The 15,992-nt window shown below is 74.0% G+C and carries 15 protein-coding genes; 4 read left to right on the forward strand and 11 right to left on the reverse strand.

Features of this window, described 5'->3' with window-relative positions; translation table 11 throughout:
• The first annotated feature begins 221 nt into the window (after positions 1 to 221).
• Entirely contained in the window at positions 222 to 839 is a 618-nt protein-coding gene (locus ACFWH7_RS18180; protein ID WP_378218589.1) for a ribonuclease D, read from the forward strand.
• A 1-nt stretch (position 840) separates the two neighbouring features.
• Here the strand turns inward: ACFWH7_RS18180 and ACFWH7_RS18185 are convergent, their stop codons facing one another.
• From ACFWH7_RS18185 to ACFWH7_RS18195, 3 genes are all read right to left on the reverse strand, one after another.
• A complete protein-coding gene (locus tag ACFWH7_RS18185; protein WP_378218591.1) occupies positions 841 to 1,659 on the reverse strand; it encodes a hypothetical protein in 819 nt (272 codons plus the stop codon).
• On the reverse strand, positions 1,637 to 2,587 hold the full coding sequence (locus tag ACFWH7_RS18190) for a HipA domain-containing protein (protein WP_378218593.1): 951 nt from the start codon (positions 2,585 to 2,587) through the stop codon (positions 1,637 to 1,639). Before ACFWH7_RS18190 ends, ACFWH7_RS18185 begins: the two co-directional genes overlap by 23 nt.
• Before the next feature lie 63 nt (positions 2,588 to 2,650).
• Positions 2,651 to 4,024, reverse strand: a complete 1,374-nt coding sequence (locus tag ACFWH7_RS18195) for an ADP-ribosylglycohydrolase family protein (protein WP_378218596.1) — start codon at positions 4,022 to 4,024, stop codon at positions 2,651 to 2,653.
• A gap of 26 nt (positions 4,025 to 4,050) precedes the next feature.
• Here ACFWH7_RS18195 and ACFWH7_RS18200 point away from each other — a divergent pair, with 26 nt between their 5' ends.
• Positions 4,051 to 4,539, forward strand: coding sequence for a heme-degrading domain-containing protein (locus ACFWH7_RS18200; protein ID WP_378218598.1), 489 nt, complete (start codon positions 4,051 to 4,053; stop codon positions 4,537 to 4,539).
• Between the two features lie 6 nt (positions 4,540 to 4,545).
• Here the strand turns inward: ACFWH7_RS18200 and ACFWH7_RS18205 are convergent, their stop codons facing one another.
• From ACFWH7_RS18205 to ACFWH7_RS18225, 5 genes are all read right to left on the reverse strand, one after another.
• Positions 4,546 to 5,700, reverse strand: a complete 1,155-nt coding sequence (locus ACFWH7_RS18205) for an OmpA family protein (RefSeq protein WP_378218601.1) — start codon at positions 5,698 to 5,700, stop codon at positions 4,546 to 4,548.
• Positions 5,697 to 6,296 (reverse strand): hypothetical protein, encoded by a 600-nt coding sequence (locus ACFWH7_RS18210; RefSeq protein WP_378218603.1) that lies wholly within the window; start codon positions 6,294 to 6,296, stop codon positions 5,697 to 5,699. The genes ACFWH7_RS18205 and ACFWH7_RS18210 overlap by 4 nt, the downstream gene beginning before the upstream one ends.
• Positions 6,297 to 6,484: 188 nt before the next feature.
• Positions 6,485 to 7,018, reverse strand: a complete 534-nt coding sequence (locus ACFWH7_RS18215; protein WP_378218605.1) for an Hsp20/alpha crystallin family protein — start codon at positions 7,016 to 7,018, stop codon at positions 6,485 to 6,487.
• Positions 7,019 to 7,132: 114 nt separating this feature from the next.
• A complete protein-coding gene (locus tag ACFWH7_RS18220) occupies positions 7,133 to 8,152 on the reverse strand; it encodes a hypothetical protein (RefSeq protein WP_378218607.1) in 1,020 nt (339 codons plus the stop codon).
• Positions 8,149 to 9,474, reverse strand: a complete 1,326-nt coding sequence (locus tag ACFWH7_RS18225) for an exonuclease domain-containing protein (RefSeq protein WP_378218609.1) — start codon at positions 9,472 to 9,474, stop codon at positions 8,149 to 8,151. The genes ACFWH7_RS18220 and ACFWH7_RS18225 overlap by 4 nt, the downstream gene beginning before the upstream one ends.
• A 221-nt stretch (positions 9,475 to 9,695) precedes the next feature.
• On the opposite strand from ACFWH7_RS18225, the gene ACFWH7_RS18230 reads away from it, so the two are divergent.
• On the forward strand, positions 9,696 to 11,462 hold the full coding sequence (locus ACFWH7_RS18230) for a M28 family peptidase (protein ID WP_378218611.1): 1,767 nt from the start codon (positions 9,696 to 9,698) through the stop codon (positions 11,460 to 11,462).
• 181 nt (positions 11,463 to 11,643) lie between these two features.
• Positions 11,644 to 12,822, forward strand: a complete 1,179-nt coding sequence (locus ACFWH7_RS18235) for a hypothetical protein (RefSeq protein WP_378218613.1) — start codon at positions 11,644 to 11,646, stop codon at positions 12,820 to 12,822.
• A gap of 3 nt (positions 12,823 to 12,825) precedes the next feature.
• On the opposite strand, the gene ACFWH7_RS18240 is transcribed toward ACFWH7_RS18235, so the two are convergent.
• The 3 genes from ACFWH7_RS18240 to ACFWH7_RS18250 form a co-directional block, all read right to left on the reverse strand.
• Positions 12,826 to 13,509 (reverse strand): SDR family oxidoreductase, encoded by a 684-nt coding sequence (locus ACFWH7_RS18240; protein ID WP_378218615.1) that lies wholly within the window; start codon positions 13,507 to 13,509, stop codon positions 12,826 to 12,828.
• Between the two features lie 165 nt (positions 13,510 to 13,674).
• Entirely contained in the window at positions 13,675 to 14,172 is a 498-nt protein-coding gene (locus ACFWH7_RS18245) for a hypothetical protein (RefSeq protein ID WP_378218617.1), read from the reverse strand.
• 205 nt (positions 14,173 to 14,377) lie between these two features.
• Positions 14,378 to 15,694, reverse strand: a complete 1,317-nt coding sequence (locus ACFWH7_RS18250; protein WP_378218619.1) for an NAD(P)/FAD-dependent oxidoreductase — start codon at positions 15,692 to 15,694, stop codon at positions 14,378 to 14,380.
• Positions 15,695 to 15,992 lie beyond the last annotated feature (298 nt).

Here is a 15,992-nt window from a genome sequence, read left to right on the forward strand (position 1 = left end):
TGTGTCTGCTACCCCCTCCGCCCGCCCGCGCCCCCGGGGGGGGCCCCCCCCCCCGCCCCCCCCGCGCCCCCCCCCCCCCCCCCCGCGCCTTGCCCGTCCGGTGCCTGAGTCACCGAGCCGATCATCCACAGGGGTCGCGTCGGTGGGATCTCGCGGAGAGTCCGAGTCATACCCTGCGGGTACGGTCACATGTCGACCACCAACTGCTTGAGGGAGCGCGCATGGCGACGATCGTGGACGGCGATCTTGGCGTCGAACGAGCTGACGAGCTGCGCACGGGTGGAATCGTTGCTTGGGACACCGAGACCTCGGGACTCGACTGGGTCCACGACCGTCTCGGGACGTGCCAGGTCAGAGGTCTCTCCTCGTCGATCGATGTCGTCCAGGTCGCGGACCGCACTCCCAGGATTCTCAGCGCCCTGCTCGCAGACGACTCAGTGGTCAAGGTGATGCATCACGCACCGTTCGATCTGCGTTTCATGCGACGTTCCTGGGGGACGCGCGCGGCGAACGTCCGGTGCACAAAGATCGCGTCCAAGCTCTTGCGCCCGACCGCGCCGTCACGCGATCACAGCCTCGGTGCGTTGACCCGGCGATATCTCGGCATCGACCTCGACAAAGGATCGGTGCGGACGAGCGACTGGTCCTCTTCGAGTCTGACGCCAGAACAAGTGACCTATGCTGCAGGAGATGTCGAGAACCTGCTCGAGCTTTACGACGTCCTCGTCGCAGAACTCGAAACGATGAACCGGCGCGAGCTCTTCGAGGAGTGTTGCGCGTTTCTGCCAGCGCAAGTCGAGGTGTCGATGCTCGGTCTTGACGACGCCTTCGCGTACTGACTCAGGCCAGGGACTCCCAACGCGGGCCGGTGAAGAACTCGAAGTCTCCGGCGTCGTCCGCGGCGAGGTTCACGAGCAGCCGCATGTGGGACGGTGCCTCCGGTCCGTTGACATGCGCCACGGTTGCGCGCACCGACGTGATCTCCTCGAGGCGGTGGAGGTCATGGACCAGGAGATCGGGAACGTAGCCGACCGGGACGCCGCCACCCGAGACCGTGAGGACTGCCTCGGGGTTGTGTGCGTTCTCGGGCTCGTCCTCGAGCCGCAGCGGGCTGCCCGGGCCGAGCGTTGAGAACGCCTGCTCGACCTGCTCGTACGTGAAGGCCAGGGGTTCCCCGCGCAGCCAGGTCGGCCGCGCGGAGACGTGACGATGCCCGTGGACGAGGAACGTGGAACGCACGTGCCCTTGTTCCACTCGAGGTACGGGGAAGAGTTGAAGCGTGTCGCCCTGACGGTGGCCGCGGGACCGAGAGATCTGCTCCCACGGGTCGGCGTCTGGTTCCAGCCCGAGCCCCCGGATGTAGCGCTCGTAGTCACTGCGACGCGGGTCCATGGCGCGCTGGGCGAACAACGGGAAGAGGAAACCGGACGAGTATCGTCGCTCAAGGTCGGGGAAGCCCACTAGAGGACGGAAGCCGTCGATCTGGCGCACGTTCGCGACGTACTCGAAGGTGTGGAGACCGTTGGTGACCGCGAGGAAGCCGACAGGTTCGATCTGGCGGTTGATGGGATGCTGCCACGCCACGACCAGCCGCTGCCGCGTCTGGAGGACGGGTGCCGAGCGCTCGAGGCTTACCTCAGAGACGGCTGTTGCACTCATGGCTGAGCCTTTCTGCGTTAATCTCCAACAGTCTTGCAGCAAACGTACGCGCCGGCACCGACAACCCCGGGACTCGCCTCACGATGTCTTGGGCAGGGGAGACCGGGAGCCCTTGGATCACTTCGGACCAGTGAGCACGGCCTTCTGGGGAGGCCATCAGCAGCGCGGAGACCGCGACCGTCACCAGCGTCGGGATCGTTCCGGGACCGGCGTTCTCGAGGCGAAAGGCGGTACCCCGCTCCGCAAACTGCGCCATCCGCTCGGATGATGAGATCCGTTCGAATCGGTCGGTATCGGAGAGTCCGTACCCGAGCGAGTTCCCGTGGTCATACGTCGGGCACAGCAGCCGCGGGCCTTCCCCCAGCTGGGGCTCCAGCACGGCCCAGTTCTGGTCGTGCCGATCGCGGTTGGCGATCCACGCGTCGAGGATGAGGTAGCCGACGAAGATGTCGAAGGCGGACAGGTCCCCGGGAAGGCTGCAGCCCGATGGGGCAGCGACGTGACGGAGTGCGGCGTGGATGTTCTCGAGGGAATGCCCGGGCCGTCGCTTGCGTGGAGCGCCTTTGGCGAGTTCAAAGATCGGCACGTAGCCGGGTGCGTGCCGGTCGATCAGGAGCAGCGTCCCCTCACGGAGGACGAGGTCGTCGGAACCGATCCTGAGCGAGACGGAGCCCTCGGCGCCGTCGCGTACCACGAGCTCCACGTGCGCGTGCGGCAGGGCGAGGAGAGTCGCGATCTCCGCAGCGATCTTCTCGGCCCAGTCCTGCCCCTGGCGGGTGGTGTTCCGCTTGATCTCGGCCGGTTTGAAGAGCCAGCGGTTCCCGAAGTGGTCTTCGAGCCAAGCTTTCTCGTCAGTGCCGAGGGGCTCGGCGTCGACGATGCGCCATGACGAGACGTCCGAGCGCAGATACGGGTTCGGCATCGTCACCGGCCCAGGCTATGGGGGCGACCCACCGTGGCGCATGAGACACGGCGGTGCGCGACATGCTGGTCAGCGTCTCTCGTCGAGCGGCCGGACCACGATCCCGCCGAAGCGGGCCTCTCCCGCCCGGTGCTCGACCCCGCCGATCCAGACGCGCCCGCCCCGCACCGCGTCCGACGCGGGGGAGCGGTCGAGATAGTGGGCCTGGTAGCCGCCGCCGAGGTCCACGTTGGTCAGCGAGACCGCGCGACCGGCCTCGTCGGTGACGTCGGCCTGGCACCACGCGCACACGTGCCGCGGGTAGCGCGGGTTCTCGCGGAGCAGCGTGCCGCACAGCGGGCAGAACTGGCTGCGGACCGGCTCGGTGCCGGCCGGCGCGAGCGCGCCAGGGCGGACGAGGCCGCCCTGCGCGGTGCGCCGGGCGAGCGCGGTGAGCTGGCGCCGCGCGATCCCGGGCCAGCCGTGGACGGCTACCGCCCACTCGTACGGCACGGCGCGGGCTCCGTAGAGTGCGCCGAGGAGCGCGCCGGCGATGGCCGCGACCGTGTCGGTGTCGCCACCGATCGAGACGGCGGCCTGGAGAGCGGCCGCCAGATGGTCGCGGCCGGCGAACGTGGAGCCCTGCGGTGCGGAGGTCGTCGCGATCGCGTGCCACGCGGCCTGGAGAGCGGTGACGGTGAAGCCGTTCTGCCGCAGGTCGGCCGCGGGCCGCGCGCGCTCGGCGTCCGCGATCCACGCGGACCAGCGCGCCGCCGCGTCCGGGTCGAGGAGGTCCAGCCCCGCGCGCACGTCGAGCCGCTGCTCGGTCACCGCGACGCGCACCGCCTCCGACCAGAGCACGCACGACTCGGCGGCGAGCGGGTCGGTGTGCGTGAGCTCCGCGACGGCGCGGGCCGCGCGGGCGGTCGCGTCGCGGTCGTCCAGGGCGACGAGCCCGACGACACCCGTGCGCATGAGCGCGCCGTTCCCGGCCGTGCGTCCGGTCGCCGCGTGCAGCGCCGCGGACGCCTCGCGTAGGCGCGTCGCGGCGGGTCCCCGGCGGGCGGCGGCGGCGCTCAGCACGGAGGCGGTCTGCGTCCCGACGTCGGTCGCGCCACCGGTGCGCCACGCCTCGAACGCGGCCGCGACCTCGTCGAGCGGCGTCGCGCCGAACGCGTCCGGGACGCGGGAGAGCACGTCGTGGGCGGCGGTGACCCGGGCGACGCACACCGACATCTGCGTGTCGTCGCTCCACTCGCCCGGTGCGTACGGGCCGAGTCCACCGCCCCGCATGACCGCGACCGCCTCCTGCCGACCATGACCGGGCGGCTGCGCGAACTCGTACGGCACCCCGAGGGCGTCGCCCGCCGCCTCGGCGAGCAGCACGCCCGACGCGCGGTCGAGCAGTCCGTGGTCGAGCGGGTCGAGCGGTTCGCGGGCGGGCGGAGGCGGCGTCGTCGTCACGGCGCGATCGTGCCACGATGAGCGGCATGACCACGACGCCCGACGACCTCGCCGCCCTCATCGCCTCCGTCGAGGCGGACGAGCGCGACCTGGTGCTCCGCACCTTCACGCACGACGACGCCTGGCGGCTCGGCTGCCTGCTCGTCGAGCTCGCCGACGAGCGCGACCTGCCCGTGACGATCGACGTCCGCAAGGGCCCGCAGCAGGTGTTCCACGCCGCGCGCGAGAGCACGACGCCGGACAACGACTCCTGGGTCGAGCGGAAGGTGCGGGTCGTCGAGCGGTTCGGGGCGTCGTCGTACCTCGTGGGCCTGCGCGCCCGCGCGAAGGGGACGACGTTCGCCGAGCAGCACCAGCTCCCGCTCCAGGAGTACGCCGCCCACGGCGGCGCGTTCCCCGTCCGGGTCGACGGCGTCGGGATCGTCGGTGTCGTGACGGTGTCCGGTCTCGCCCAGGGCGACGACCACGCGCTGGTCACCGAGGCCCTGCGGTCCTTCCTGGGCCGCAGCGCGTAGTAGCGGTCAGTCCCAGACGAGCGGGACGTCCTCGAACGTGGGCCACGTCGGCGCGACGTTCACGTAGAGCGACGCCAGCGACTCGTCGAGAGGCCGCGGCAGGTAGACCTCGTACCGGGCCGTCCGCCCGACGACGGTCCGCACGAAGAGCGGGTCGCTCTCCAGCTCGCGCGCGCCGCTGCCGCGGACCGGCTCGTACGAGACCAGCGCGTACGGGTCGACGGCGGACGGGTGCAGCTCGCCCCGACCCGTGAGGTCGTACACGGAGATCCGGTCCGTCTCCCCGTCGACCGGGTCGAGCGGCGTGAGCTGGACGCGGAGGCGCATGACCGGGCCGCGCACGACGATCGGCTCGATCGCGACGCGCACGCGCTCCTCCCGGCCCTCGTCGTTCGGCACGACGACGGTCTTCTCCACGACCGTCTCGCCGTCCTCGACGAGATCGACCCGCGGGCCGTCGGCGGGGACGTGGTCGGCGTCGACGGGGGCGAGCTCGTGCTCCTCGATCTCGATCCCCCGCTCGCCGGGCGTCGTGCCGGAGTAGCGCAGCTCGACCCGCCGGTTCTGGGCGCGGTCGTCGGCGACGTCGTCACCGCCCTCCTCGACCTTGAGCTGTGACTCCCCGTGGCCCTGCGCGTCGAACGTGACGTCGGGGCGCACCGCCGCGGCGGCCGTGACGACCGCCTGCGCGCGACGCTGCGAGAGGTCGAGGTTGTCCGCGTCCTCCCCGACCGAGTCGGTGTGGCCCGCGACGGTCGCGGTCACGCCGTCGGGCAGGTCCTCGGCGACCTCCTGGACGCGCTGCACCGCCGCGTCGGACAGCTCGGCAGAGCCGACGTCGAACAGCACGTCCGTCTCGAGCGTGACGACGACCTCGTCCTCCTCCACCTCGACGTACTCGAAGGACGTGACGGCGCCCTCGGTCTCGAAGGTCGTGGCGACGCCGGGGTCGAAGTGCCGCACGGCCTTGTCGAGCGACTCCCGGCTGGGAGGCCCACCGAGGTCGTCGAGGATGAGCGCGTCGATCCCGGGGACGTCGGGCGTCGGGTCGGCGCCGGGCTCGTCGTCCGCGGACGCCGGGGTCGTGGCGGTCGCGAGCAGGGTCGTCGTCACGACGACCGTGGCGAGCGACGCGACGGCGGCGCGGCGCGCGCGGCTCACTCCTCCACCTCGTACGTCACCGGGACGTCCTCGAACGGGGGCCACGACTCGTGGAGCCGCACGTCGACGGCCGCCGGGTCGCCCGCGGGGCGCGGGAACCAGGCCTGGTACAGGAGCGGGCGGCCGTTCACGGTCTTCGCCGCGACCACGTCGGTCGCGAGGTCGGTCCCCCCGGAGGAGATGAGGTCGTACTCGGTGAGCGCGTCGACGTCGACGATCGTCGGGTTGTGGTCGTGCCCGAGCATGTCGTACGCCGAGTGCTCCTCGGGCTTCTCCGCGTCCGCGTCGACGAAGCGCGGCGTCATGAGGACGCGCAGCTCGACCGTCGAGCCCTCGGCGACGAGCGACACCAGCCCGAGCGAGACCTCGTCCTCGGCGGACCCGGGGACGGGCAGCCGTGTCTCGAGGACCGGCTGGTACTCCTCCACCCCGACGGTGACCGGGGTCGGCTCGTCGGCGGCCGCGTCGCCGGAGCAGGCTCCGAGGATGAGCGTGAGGGCGACCGCGGTGGTGGCGCCCAGGAGCGCGCGGGGACCGGGGACGGGCGAGGGCACAGGCGAGGGCACGGGCGGCCCCGGGGGCGTGGTGCTCGGCATGGCCGGAAGGCTAGCGGACCGGTACGTCCCGGATCCGGCCCATCCGTGGGGAGATGTCCCCATCGGGGCAGACGGACGGGGCCGGCACCGTGAGGCGCCGGCCCCGTCCGTGGTCCGGTCGCGCAGGGGCGGGCGTGACCGGGGTCAGGGTGCCGGCGCGACGACGCGCGTCGCGCCGGCGGTGCGCGTCACGCCGCGCGCGTGACCTCGATGCGCTGGGGAGCGCGGCCGGCGAACACGCCGGCGACGGTCACGGTGAGCACGCCCGCGTCGTAGGACGCGCGGACGGTGTCGGCGTCCGGCGACTTCGGCAGGGTGACGGTGCGGCGGAACTCGCCGAACCGCACCTCGCGGACGCGGCGCCCGGCCGGGGCGACCTCGGCCGCGTCGTCGGTGTCGGCCTCGTCCGTCGCCGCCTCGGGCTGCTCGCCCTCGGCGGTCTCGGACGTCTCGGCCACGGGGGCCTCGACGACGCGCTGGTCGCGACGCTCGCCGCGGACCACGAGGCGACGACCCTCGAGCTCGACGGTCACGTCGCGCTCCGGGTCCACGCCCGGCAGGTCGAAGCGGGCGACGAGGTCGTCGTCCTCGCGGTAGACGTCCGCGGCGGGCGCGTATCCCGTCCGCGCGACGGGCGTGCCGCTGGGTCGCGTCCAGAGCTGGCGCACGACGCGCTCGGTGGGCACCGGACGGAACGGTGCCACGGTGTAGGTGCTGATCATGGTGGTCCTCCAGGTCTGTCGTGCCACGGTCGGCCCGTGGCGTCCTGACCTCTCCAACCTTGAGCGTGCCCCGCTCAGTCCCGCGTTCGCGGACGACGAACGCCGCCGGAACGCTCAACCGCGGCGTGCGGTGCGCCGGGTCTTGCGGGCGGCCGCGGCGCGTTCCTCGGCGGCGTCGAGCCGCGCGTCGATGCCGTCGAGCGACTCCTGGGCCGCGGTCGCGGCGTCGCGCGCCTCGGCGAGCCGCGCGCGCAGGTCCTCGCGCTCGTCGGCGAGCCGGGCCAGCTCGTCCTCGACGCGCCCGAGCTCCTCCTCCACCTGCCCGACGGCGTCGCTCGCCGCGCGCACGCGCGTGTCCGCCTCGTCGCGCTCGGCCTCGAGGCGGTCGACCTCTGCCGCCGTCGCCTCGACCTCGCGCTCGGCGGCCGCCACGGCGTCCTCCTCGGGGGGCTCGCCGTCGCCCGGGCCAGAGTCGGCCCGCGCGGACCGGGCGCCGCGCCCGCCGCGCGTCGTGCTCGTCCCCGGGTCCGCGGTCCCCGGCCCGCCCGTGCCCGCCGTGCCGCCGGTCCGCGCCCGCAGCTCGACGACGTCGGCCGGCTCGCCGCCCTCGTCGACGATGCCGAACCCGACGTGCTGGAGGGCCTGCGACAGCCGACCGGCGCGGACGAGCGCACCCGCGTCCGGGTCCATGACGGCGGCGGTGAGCGTCTCGGCGAGCCGGTCGAGCGCCGTCGCGGACACGGCCCGGCCCGCCACCTCGCCCGCGTCGCGCAGCTCGCCGACGACGCGCTCCACGCGCTCGCGCCGCAGCCGGTCGAGCGTCCTGATGCGCGCGCGGTCACGGTCGGCCGTCGCGTCGCGCAGCTCGTCCCCGAGGGTGACGAGCGCGGCGACGTCGTCGGGACGCTCGCGCGCGACCTGGTTGACGACCCACGCGGCGACGGTCGGCTTCGCGAGACGTCCTACGCGCTCGGCGCCGACCGCGTCCCCCGCCGCCTTGACCTGCTTGGCCGCCGCAGTGCGGGCGACGACGAACTGCTCGAGCGGCAGCGCGAAGAGCCCGTCGACGAGCGAGTCGACGTCCGTGCCGACCGCCGTCGAGCCGTCGTCACCGCGCGGGGCCTTCGGGCTCATGACGCCCAGCGTCGCACCGCGGCGTCGGGAGCGCGCCCGCTCGCGGCCGAGGACGCGGCGAGCAGCGACCCGAACGCGGCCTCGGTGACCACGGGGACGCCGTACCGGCGTGCGGTGCGGGCCTTCGTCGAGAGCGAGTCCGGGTCGGCGGCGACGACCAGCCGGGTCCGGCGCGTCACGTAGGGCCAGGGGGAGAGGCCGGCTGCGCGCACGTCGCGCTCCCACGCCTCGCGCGTGCGGGACATCGAACCGGTGAGCACGACCTCGTCGCCGTCCGCGAGCACGAACGCGGGCCGTGGCCCGACCGCCGTCTCCGCCGCCAGGCGCGTCCCGAGCGCCGCCTCGACGGCTCCCGCGACGTCGTCGGCGTCGAGGCCGAGCTGGCCCGCGACCTCGTGCAGCGCGGCGTCGTCGCGCAGCGCCGCCGTGCCGTCGCGGTCGCCCGCCGGGGTGGCACCGTCGAGCGCGTCGAGCTCCGCACGGGCGAGCGCGGCGAGGTAGTCGCGGTGCACCGCCTCGACAGCGGGGCGGTCCAGCCCGGCGTGCCGTGCCTCGGCGAGCAGGGCCGCGCGCTCGGAGTGGGAGACGTAGCGGTCGAGGAGCGCCGCGTCGAGCAGGCGCAGGTACGTGGCGGTGTCGGCGCCGTCGCCGGGCGCGTCACCCGTGCGCGCGTCCGCCGGGGCGTCGAGCGCGGAGAGCCAGTGCCCGCGCGCACGGCTCGCGCCACGGAGGACGGGCTCTACGCCGGGGAGCGCGGCGGGCAGCGACCACCGCACGCCGTCGGCTGCGGCGCGTGCCACGTCCCAGCACTCGTCGTCGGCCGCGACGTCGAGGTAGTACCCGAGCAGCCCCGCGGTGGCGCGGGCGTCGCCCAAGGCCGAGTGGACGTCGTCGTGCACGACCCCCACCGCCGCGCAGCACGCGGCGAGCGCGCGCGAGCCGGTGAGGTACCGGCCCGCGAGCTGCTGCGTGCACAGGCACGCGACGGGATCGATCGCGGCCGCGATACCCGCGCGCCCGATCTCCGCGCGCAAGAACCGCGTGTCGAAGGCCGCGTTGTGCGCCACGAGGACGCGACCGGAGAGCAGGCGCAGGAGCGCGGGGGCCACGCGGTCGAACGTCGGGGCGAGCGCGACGTCGGCCGCCGCGATGCCGTGCACGTGCTGGGGCCCGAGGTCGCGCTCAGGGTTGACCAGGGTGGACCACTCGTCCTCGACGCGGCCCGCGGTGTCGACCAGGACCACCGCGACCTCGGCCACCCGGTCGCCGAGGCGAGGGGAGAACCCCGTGGTCTCGAGGTCGACGACGGCGAATCCGGGCACGGGCACAGTCTGCCCGACGCCGCCCACGCCTCGGAGCACGGCTCCGCACCACGGCGTGGCCCCGCGGCGCAGCCGGACCACGCGCAGGGGTTTCGCGGCGAGCCTCGTGGGCCTACGCTCGCGAGCACACGAGCCTTCGCAGCGTCGCGTCTCGTGTGCGACTCGGCCGGACCCCGACACGACCGGGGTCGGTCGGCGGGGGCCACTGTCGAGGAGGATGCGTGAGACCACGAACGATCGTCCCGTCTGCCGCTGCCGCGAGCCTCGTGCTCGCGGCTCTGACCGCAGCGCCCGTCGGCGCTGCCCCCGCCGGCGGCCTCCGTGCCGCCGACGGACCCCCGCCGCTCGAGGACATCGTCACCGGCGACGCGGTCATGCAGCGGCTCCAGGACTTCCAGGACATCGCGGACGCCAACGGCGGCAACCGCGCGATGGAGACGCCCGGCTACGAGGCGAGCGCCGTCTACGTCGAGGACACCTTGCGGGCCGCAGGCTACGAGCCCGAGCGCCAGTACTTCACGTTCGAGGACCTGGTCACCGACGACCTGTCCCTCACCGCGGCCGGCGTCGAGGTGACGTCGGACGTCTACCCCGCCGAGTTCGCCCCCGACACCCCGGACGACGGCGTCACGGGCCCGATCGTCCAGCCCGCCGACGAGCTCGTCCAGGGCTGCACGGCCGACACGTGGGACGGGGTCGCCGTGGAGGGGGCCGTCGCGCTGATCAGCCGCGGCTCGTGCCCGTTCGCGGACAAGGCCCGCTTCGCCGCGGAGGCCGGTGCCGCTGCGGTCATCCTCTACAACAACGCCGACGGCGCGCTGAACCCGACCCTCGGTGAGGCGAGCGACGTCTGGGTCCCGACCGTGGGCATCACGCAGGCCGACGGCCAGGCGATCCTCGCCGCGATCGCGGGCGGCGCCGAGGCGGTCGCGACCTACGACCTGCAGACGCACGTCGAGGAGTTCGAGACGTTCAACGTGATCGCCCAGACGCCGGGCGGCCGGGACGACAACGTCGTCATGGTCGGCGCGCACCTCGACAGCGTCGAGGACGGGCCGGGCATCAACGACAACGGCTCCGGCTCGGCGGCCATCCTCGAGGTCGCGGTCCAGCTCGCCGCCGCGACCGACGGGGGCCAGGACGTCGTGAACGCCGTCCGGTTCGCGTGGTGGGGCGCGGAGGAGGTCGGCCTGCGCGGCTCGACCCACTACGTGAGCGACCTCGTCGCGAACGACCCCGCGGCGCTCGACGACATCGCGACGTACCTCAACTTCGACATGGTCGGCTCGCCGAACTACATCATCGGCGTGTACGACGCCAACGAGTCGACGTACCCCGCGCCCGTCGAGGTGCCGCCCGGCTCGGCCGAGACCGAGGCGGTGTTCACCGACTACTTCGACGGCATCGACCAGCCGTGGGTCGACACCGAGTTCTCCGGGCGCTCCGACTACCAGGCGTTCATCGAGAACGGCGTCCCGGCGTCCGGCCTGTTCACCGGCGCGGACGGCTCGAAGACGGCAGAGGAGGTCGCGCTGTTCGGCGGCACCGAGGGCATCTTCTACGACCCGAACTACCACTCGCCGCAGGACACGATCGACAACGTCGACGCGACCGCGCTCGACATCATGTCGCGCGCGATCGGCCACGCGGTCGCGTCGCTGTCCGAGGACACGTTCGCGATCAACGGCGTGGGCAACCCGCGCGTCGACGCGATCGAGGCGGAGGCGCGCTGCCTGAACGGCACCGCCTACGTCGCCGTCCGGGCGACCAACGGCGAGGACGAGCCCGTCTCGCTGCGCCTCGTCACGCCGTTCGGCCAGCGGGCGTTCGGCCAGCTGGCTCCGGACGCGAACGCGTACCAGTCGTTCTCCACCCGGTCGGCGTCGGTCGACGCCGGCACCGTGAGCGTCGTCGCGCGCCTCGCGGGCGGCGGGGAGAACTACTCGCAGACGTACGACGTCGCGTACGACGCGATCGCCTGCGGCTGACGCAGCCGGGTCACCCTGACGGGCGGGGCCGTCCTCCACGGGGAGGGGGGCCCCCCCCGCCTGCGCGGCCGTTGGGGGGGGGGGGCGCGCCGGGGCCCGCGCCGACCTGGTGGGCCGGTGCCCGCCGGGTCTACGCTGGCCCGCGGTGCGCCGTCGGGTGGCGCGCCGGACAGGGGGTCACGTGGCGAAGGAACCGTTCCTCACGACGACGGGCGACGAGCCGGGCGAGGGTCCCGACCTGCCCGCCACGACGTCGGGCGACGAGCGCCGCACCCTCGCGCGGCTGCTCGGCGAGAAGCGCCTCCTGCGCGTCCCCGCCCTCCCGGCGCTGCCGCGTCCCACGTTCGCGCGGCCGTCGTTCTCGCTGCCGGTCGCGCTCTCGGGCCGTCGTGCGCGACGCGACGACGTCGACCCGGCGCCGGAGGCCGCTCCCGAGCCTGACCTCGACGCCGTGCTCGAGGACGCGCTCGTCGAGGCGCTGGCGGACGACGGTGCCGTGACTGACGGCGCTGATGGCGCGGACGGGGGTCTGCTCGACGGCGCCGCGGACGACAGCGCGTTCGACGAGGTCGTCGCGGAGTGGGTGCGGCGCGCGGTCGCCGCCTACCCGCGGCCGTCCTACCCGCTCGAGCGCGAGTGGGACGTGTCGGTCCAGGGGCTCGTGCGGCTCGTCCCGTACGTGCCGCGGTTCGCGACGGCGCCGCTCGCGCTGCTCGACCGGTTCGGTGCCGTGACGATCGGCCCCGAACGCGTGGGCCTCGACGGCAAGGACGTGGACTGGGAGCGCGTGGTCGAGGTCCGCACGGCGCCCGCGTGGACGTGCCTGTCGGCCGAGGCCCTGGAGGTGAACCTCGCGCAGTACGTCGTGGCGGTGCCCCCGCTGCCCGGCCGCGCGTGGGTGCTGCGCAGGATCAGCGAGCTCCTGCTCTCGCTCTACCTCGCGGTGCTGCCGCCGGACGAGGACGGCGACGACGTCCTCGCCGACGCGCACGCGCTCCTGGGTGCGGGCGACGCCAGCTCGGAAGCCCCCGGGGACGCCGGCGGCGACGACGTCGTCGCGGACGCGCCCGACGCGGGCTCGCGTCCCGACCCGATGTTCGACCGGGTGGTCACGCAGGTCGTCTACCGGCGGCGGTTCGGGACGGGCGAGGCGCAGGCGAGCACGACGTCCGTCCTGCTCCAGCTCGCGCTGCGCGGCGCGACGGACACGATCGTCCGCACGGCGGCGGAGCGCGGGGTCGAGGTCCTGCACGTGCGGGCCGAGGACACGAGCGTCGGGTCGGTCGTGGCGCGCGCGGCGACGTGGCGGCGCACGGCGCTCGACCTGCGCGAGCGCGTGGACCGGCGCCTCGGGCGCTGACGTCTACCGGTCGAGCGCCTCGAGGATGGGGGTGTCGCCGGCGGTGAACCGGACGAAGCGGCCGATCGTCGCGGGGGTGCGCACGGCCTGCGCGACGACCATCGCGACGTCCGCGCGCGAGACCTGCGAGGCGGCGCCGCCCGGGACGTCGTCGGCGCCGTCGAGCCCGTCGGCCCCGTCCCCGACGACGCGGATCGCGCCGGTCGGGTCGTCGTCGGTCAGCGTGCCCGGCCCGAGGATGGTCCAGTCGAGGTCGGTGCCGCGCAGGTGGTCGTCGGCGGCGAGCTTGGCGTCCGCGTAGGCGAAGAAGCTCGAGTCCGGGTCGACGCCGTGGTCCGGCACGGAGCCGATCCACGACACCATGACGTAGCGGTCCACGCCCGCAGCGGCGGCGGCGTCCATCGTGCGGCTCGCGGCGTCGCGGTCGACGGCGTAGGTGCGCTCGGGGTTCCCGCCGCCCGCCCCCGCAGACCACACCACGGCGTCGAACCCGCCGAGCGCGGCGGCGAGCTCGTCGGTCGAGGAGGACTCGACGTCGAGCAGGAGCGGCTCGCCCCCGAGGCGGCGGACGAGCGGGAGCTGCTCCTCGGCGCGCACGATCCCGGTCACGGCGGCGTCGTGGTCGACGAGGATCGGGACGAGCAGCCGGCCCACCTTGCCGTGGGCACCGACGAGGGCGATCTTCATGCGGCGGACTCCTGTCTGCTGGCGGCGAGACCGACCCGAGCGGGCGAGATCGACCCTCAGAGGACCGATCTCGAGACGGTCGGGCCGATCTCGCGGTGAGGGTCCCACCGTGCTCTCCCGAGGCCGACGCCGCCACCCGGGACGGCGTCCGAGGCACCGGCAGCGTCAGGGGCAGTGCCGCGCGTTGGGCGCTGCGGCGAGCGTCGCCGTCGCCGACCCGCGGAGGAGGTCGCCGCCCGCAGGGTCCTGCGCGCACACCGTCCAGCCGTTCGACGCCCCCGGCAGCGCGCCTGCGCGCGGGTCGCGCGCGTCGACCACGACGACGCTCACCGCGCCGCGCTTGTCCAGGTCCGCGCGCGCCTGCTTGAGCTTGGTCTCCACGAGGTTCGGCATCGGGAACGCGGGCTCGATCTCGACCGACACCTCGACGCCGTCGGACCCCCCGGGCGGGACCGGAGCCCCCGGACCCGTGGTCGGGACGCCCGCGGGGTCGGTGGGTTCAGCCGTCGGGCTGGCGGTGGGGACCGCGGTCGGCTCGGCGGTGGGCGACGGCGTCGGGGTTCCCGGGCCGCCGGGCAGAGCCTCCGCTCGGCACCCGGCGAGCGCCGCCACGGCGACGGCGGCGAGCACCACGACGCGTGCGCGCCGAGGCACTCCCGTCACGCCCGTGCGGGCTCCAGAGCGCGCCGCGCGCTCCTGCGAGCTGTTCTTCGTCCGGCCTGTCGTCGTCGACGGTGCCGTCGTTCGTCCTGCCACCACACGTGCCCCCGGTTGCCCCTGCAAACTTCCTTGCGTCTTCGAGGGTACGTCACGGTCGCGCCGGGTGCGGTCGGGGGAGGCGCCGACAGCGGGTGATCCTCGGGGTGCCTCAGCCGCGGCGGGGCGTCGTGCGCTTGGGCGGCCGGACGGTCGGGACGTCGCCGACGATGGGGATCGGGCGACGATGGAACGGGAAGCCGTAGCGCGTGACCAGGCCGGCGAGCGTCGTCAGCCGGTTGCGCGGCCCGATGAGCCCCATGATGTGGACGAACAGCCAGGCGAGCCACGCGACGCCGCGCGTGAGCCGGAGCCTGCCGACGACCTCCGCGATGGCCGCACGCCGCCCGATGACCGCCATGGTGCCCTTGTCGAAGTACCGCAGGGACGTCGTCGGGCGCCCGGCGAGGAGCGCCTCGATGTTGTGCGCGACCTGCGTGCCCGACTGGATCGCGGGCTGCGCGAGCTGCGGCAGCCCCGCCGGGGAGATCGCGATGTCACCCGCCGCGAAGACCCCGGGCAGACCCTCGACCTGCAGGTCGTCGCCCACGACGACGCGCCCGCCCTCGCCGCGCGGCAGGCCCCAGTCGTCGACCTCCTCGTGCGGGTGCACGCCCGCCGACCACACCGTGAGGTCGGAGCGGATGCGCGTGCCGTCCGTGAGCACGACGGCGTCGGGCAGGACCTCCGCGACCCCGGCACCCAGGTGCAGACCCACGTGGCGGCGACGCAGCTCCTCGGCCGCGTACCGGCGCAGCTTCGGGTGGAACGACTTGAGCACCTCGCCGCCGCGCTGGACGATCTTCACCTCGAACGCGTCGCCGTGGATCTCCGGGTAGGCGGGGCGCAGCCCTGCGGTGCGGAGCTCGGCGAGCGCCCCCGCGACCTCGACGCCCGTCGCGCCGCCGCCCACGACGACGACGCGCAGCCCGTCGTCCGTCGCGGGGCTCGCCGCGGCCTTCTCGAGCCGGATGAAGAGCGTGTCGCGGATCTTCATCGCCTGGGACCGCGAGTACATGGGGAACGAGTTCTCCTTGGCGCCGGGGGTGCCGAAGAAGTTCGCCGTGACGCCGTTCGCGACGACGAGGTAGTCGTAGTCGACCCACTCGTCGTTGAGGAGGCGGATGCGGCGCGCCTCGTGGTCGATGCCGACGAGGTGCTCGTGCACGACCCGCACGTTCTTCTGCTTGAGCCGCAGCCCGCGCAGGAAGTAGGTGACGTCGCCCGGGTTCAGCCCGCCGGTCGCGACCTGGTAGAGCAGCGGCTGGAACGTGTTGTAGACGCGGCGGTCCACGAGCGTCACGCGCACGGGCGCCTTCGCGAGCCCCTTGACGACTGCGAGCCCGGCGAACCCCGCGCCGACCACCACGACGTGCGGCAGGGAGTCGGGGGCTGCCGGACCAGGCGCAGCGGTGACGGGCTCGGGCACGGGGCCTCCTCGGGGCGACGGGGTGGGAGAGCGCCGGTGCCCGCCCGCCTGCGTCGCGGACGTCGCCGACGACGTCTGCCAGGTTACGGCGAACGGTGCCGTCATGCCGAACAGGCGGGCCGCCCCGAGGGAGAACCGTGGTCGGCCGAGGTAGAACCGCAGTCGCGCGAGGTAGAACCGTGGTTGCGTGAGGTAGAACCGTGGTTGCGTGAGGTAGAACCGTGGTTCTTGTCCCTGACGGCGTGTGGCTAGGTCGGATGGTCGGGGTGGGTGGTGGTGCCGCGTCTAACTGTCTCTT

The sequence above is a fragment of the Cellulosimicrobium cellulans genome (assembly GCF_042723955.1).
GTDB lineage: Bacteria > Actinomycetota > Actinomycetes > Actinomycetales > Cellulomonadaceae > Cellulosimicrobium > Cellulosimicrobium cellulans_H.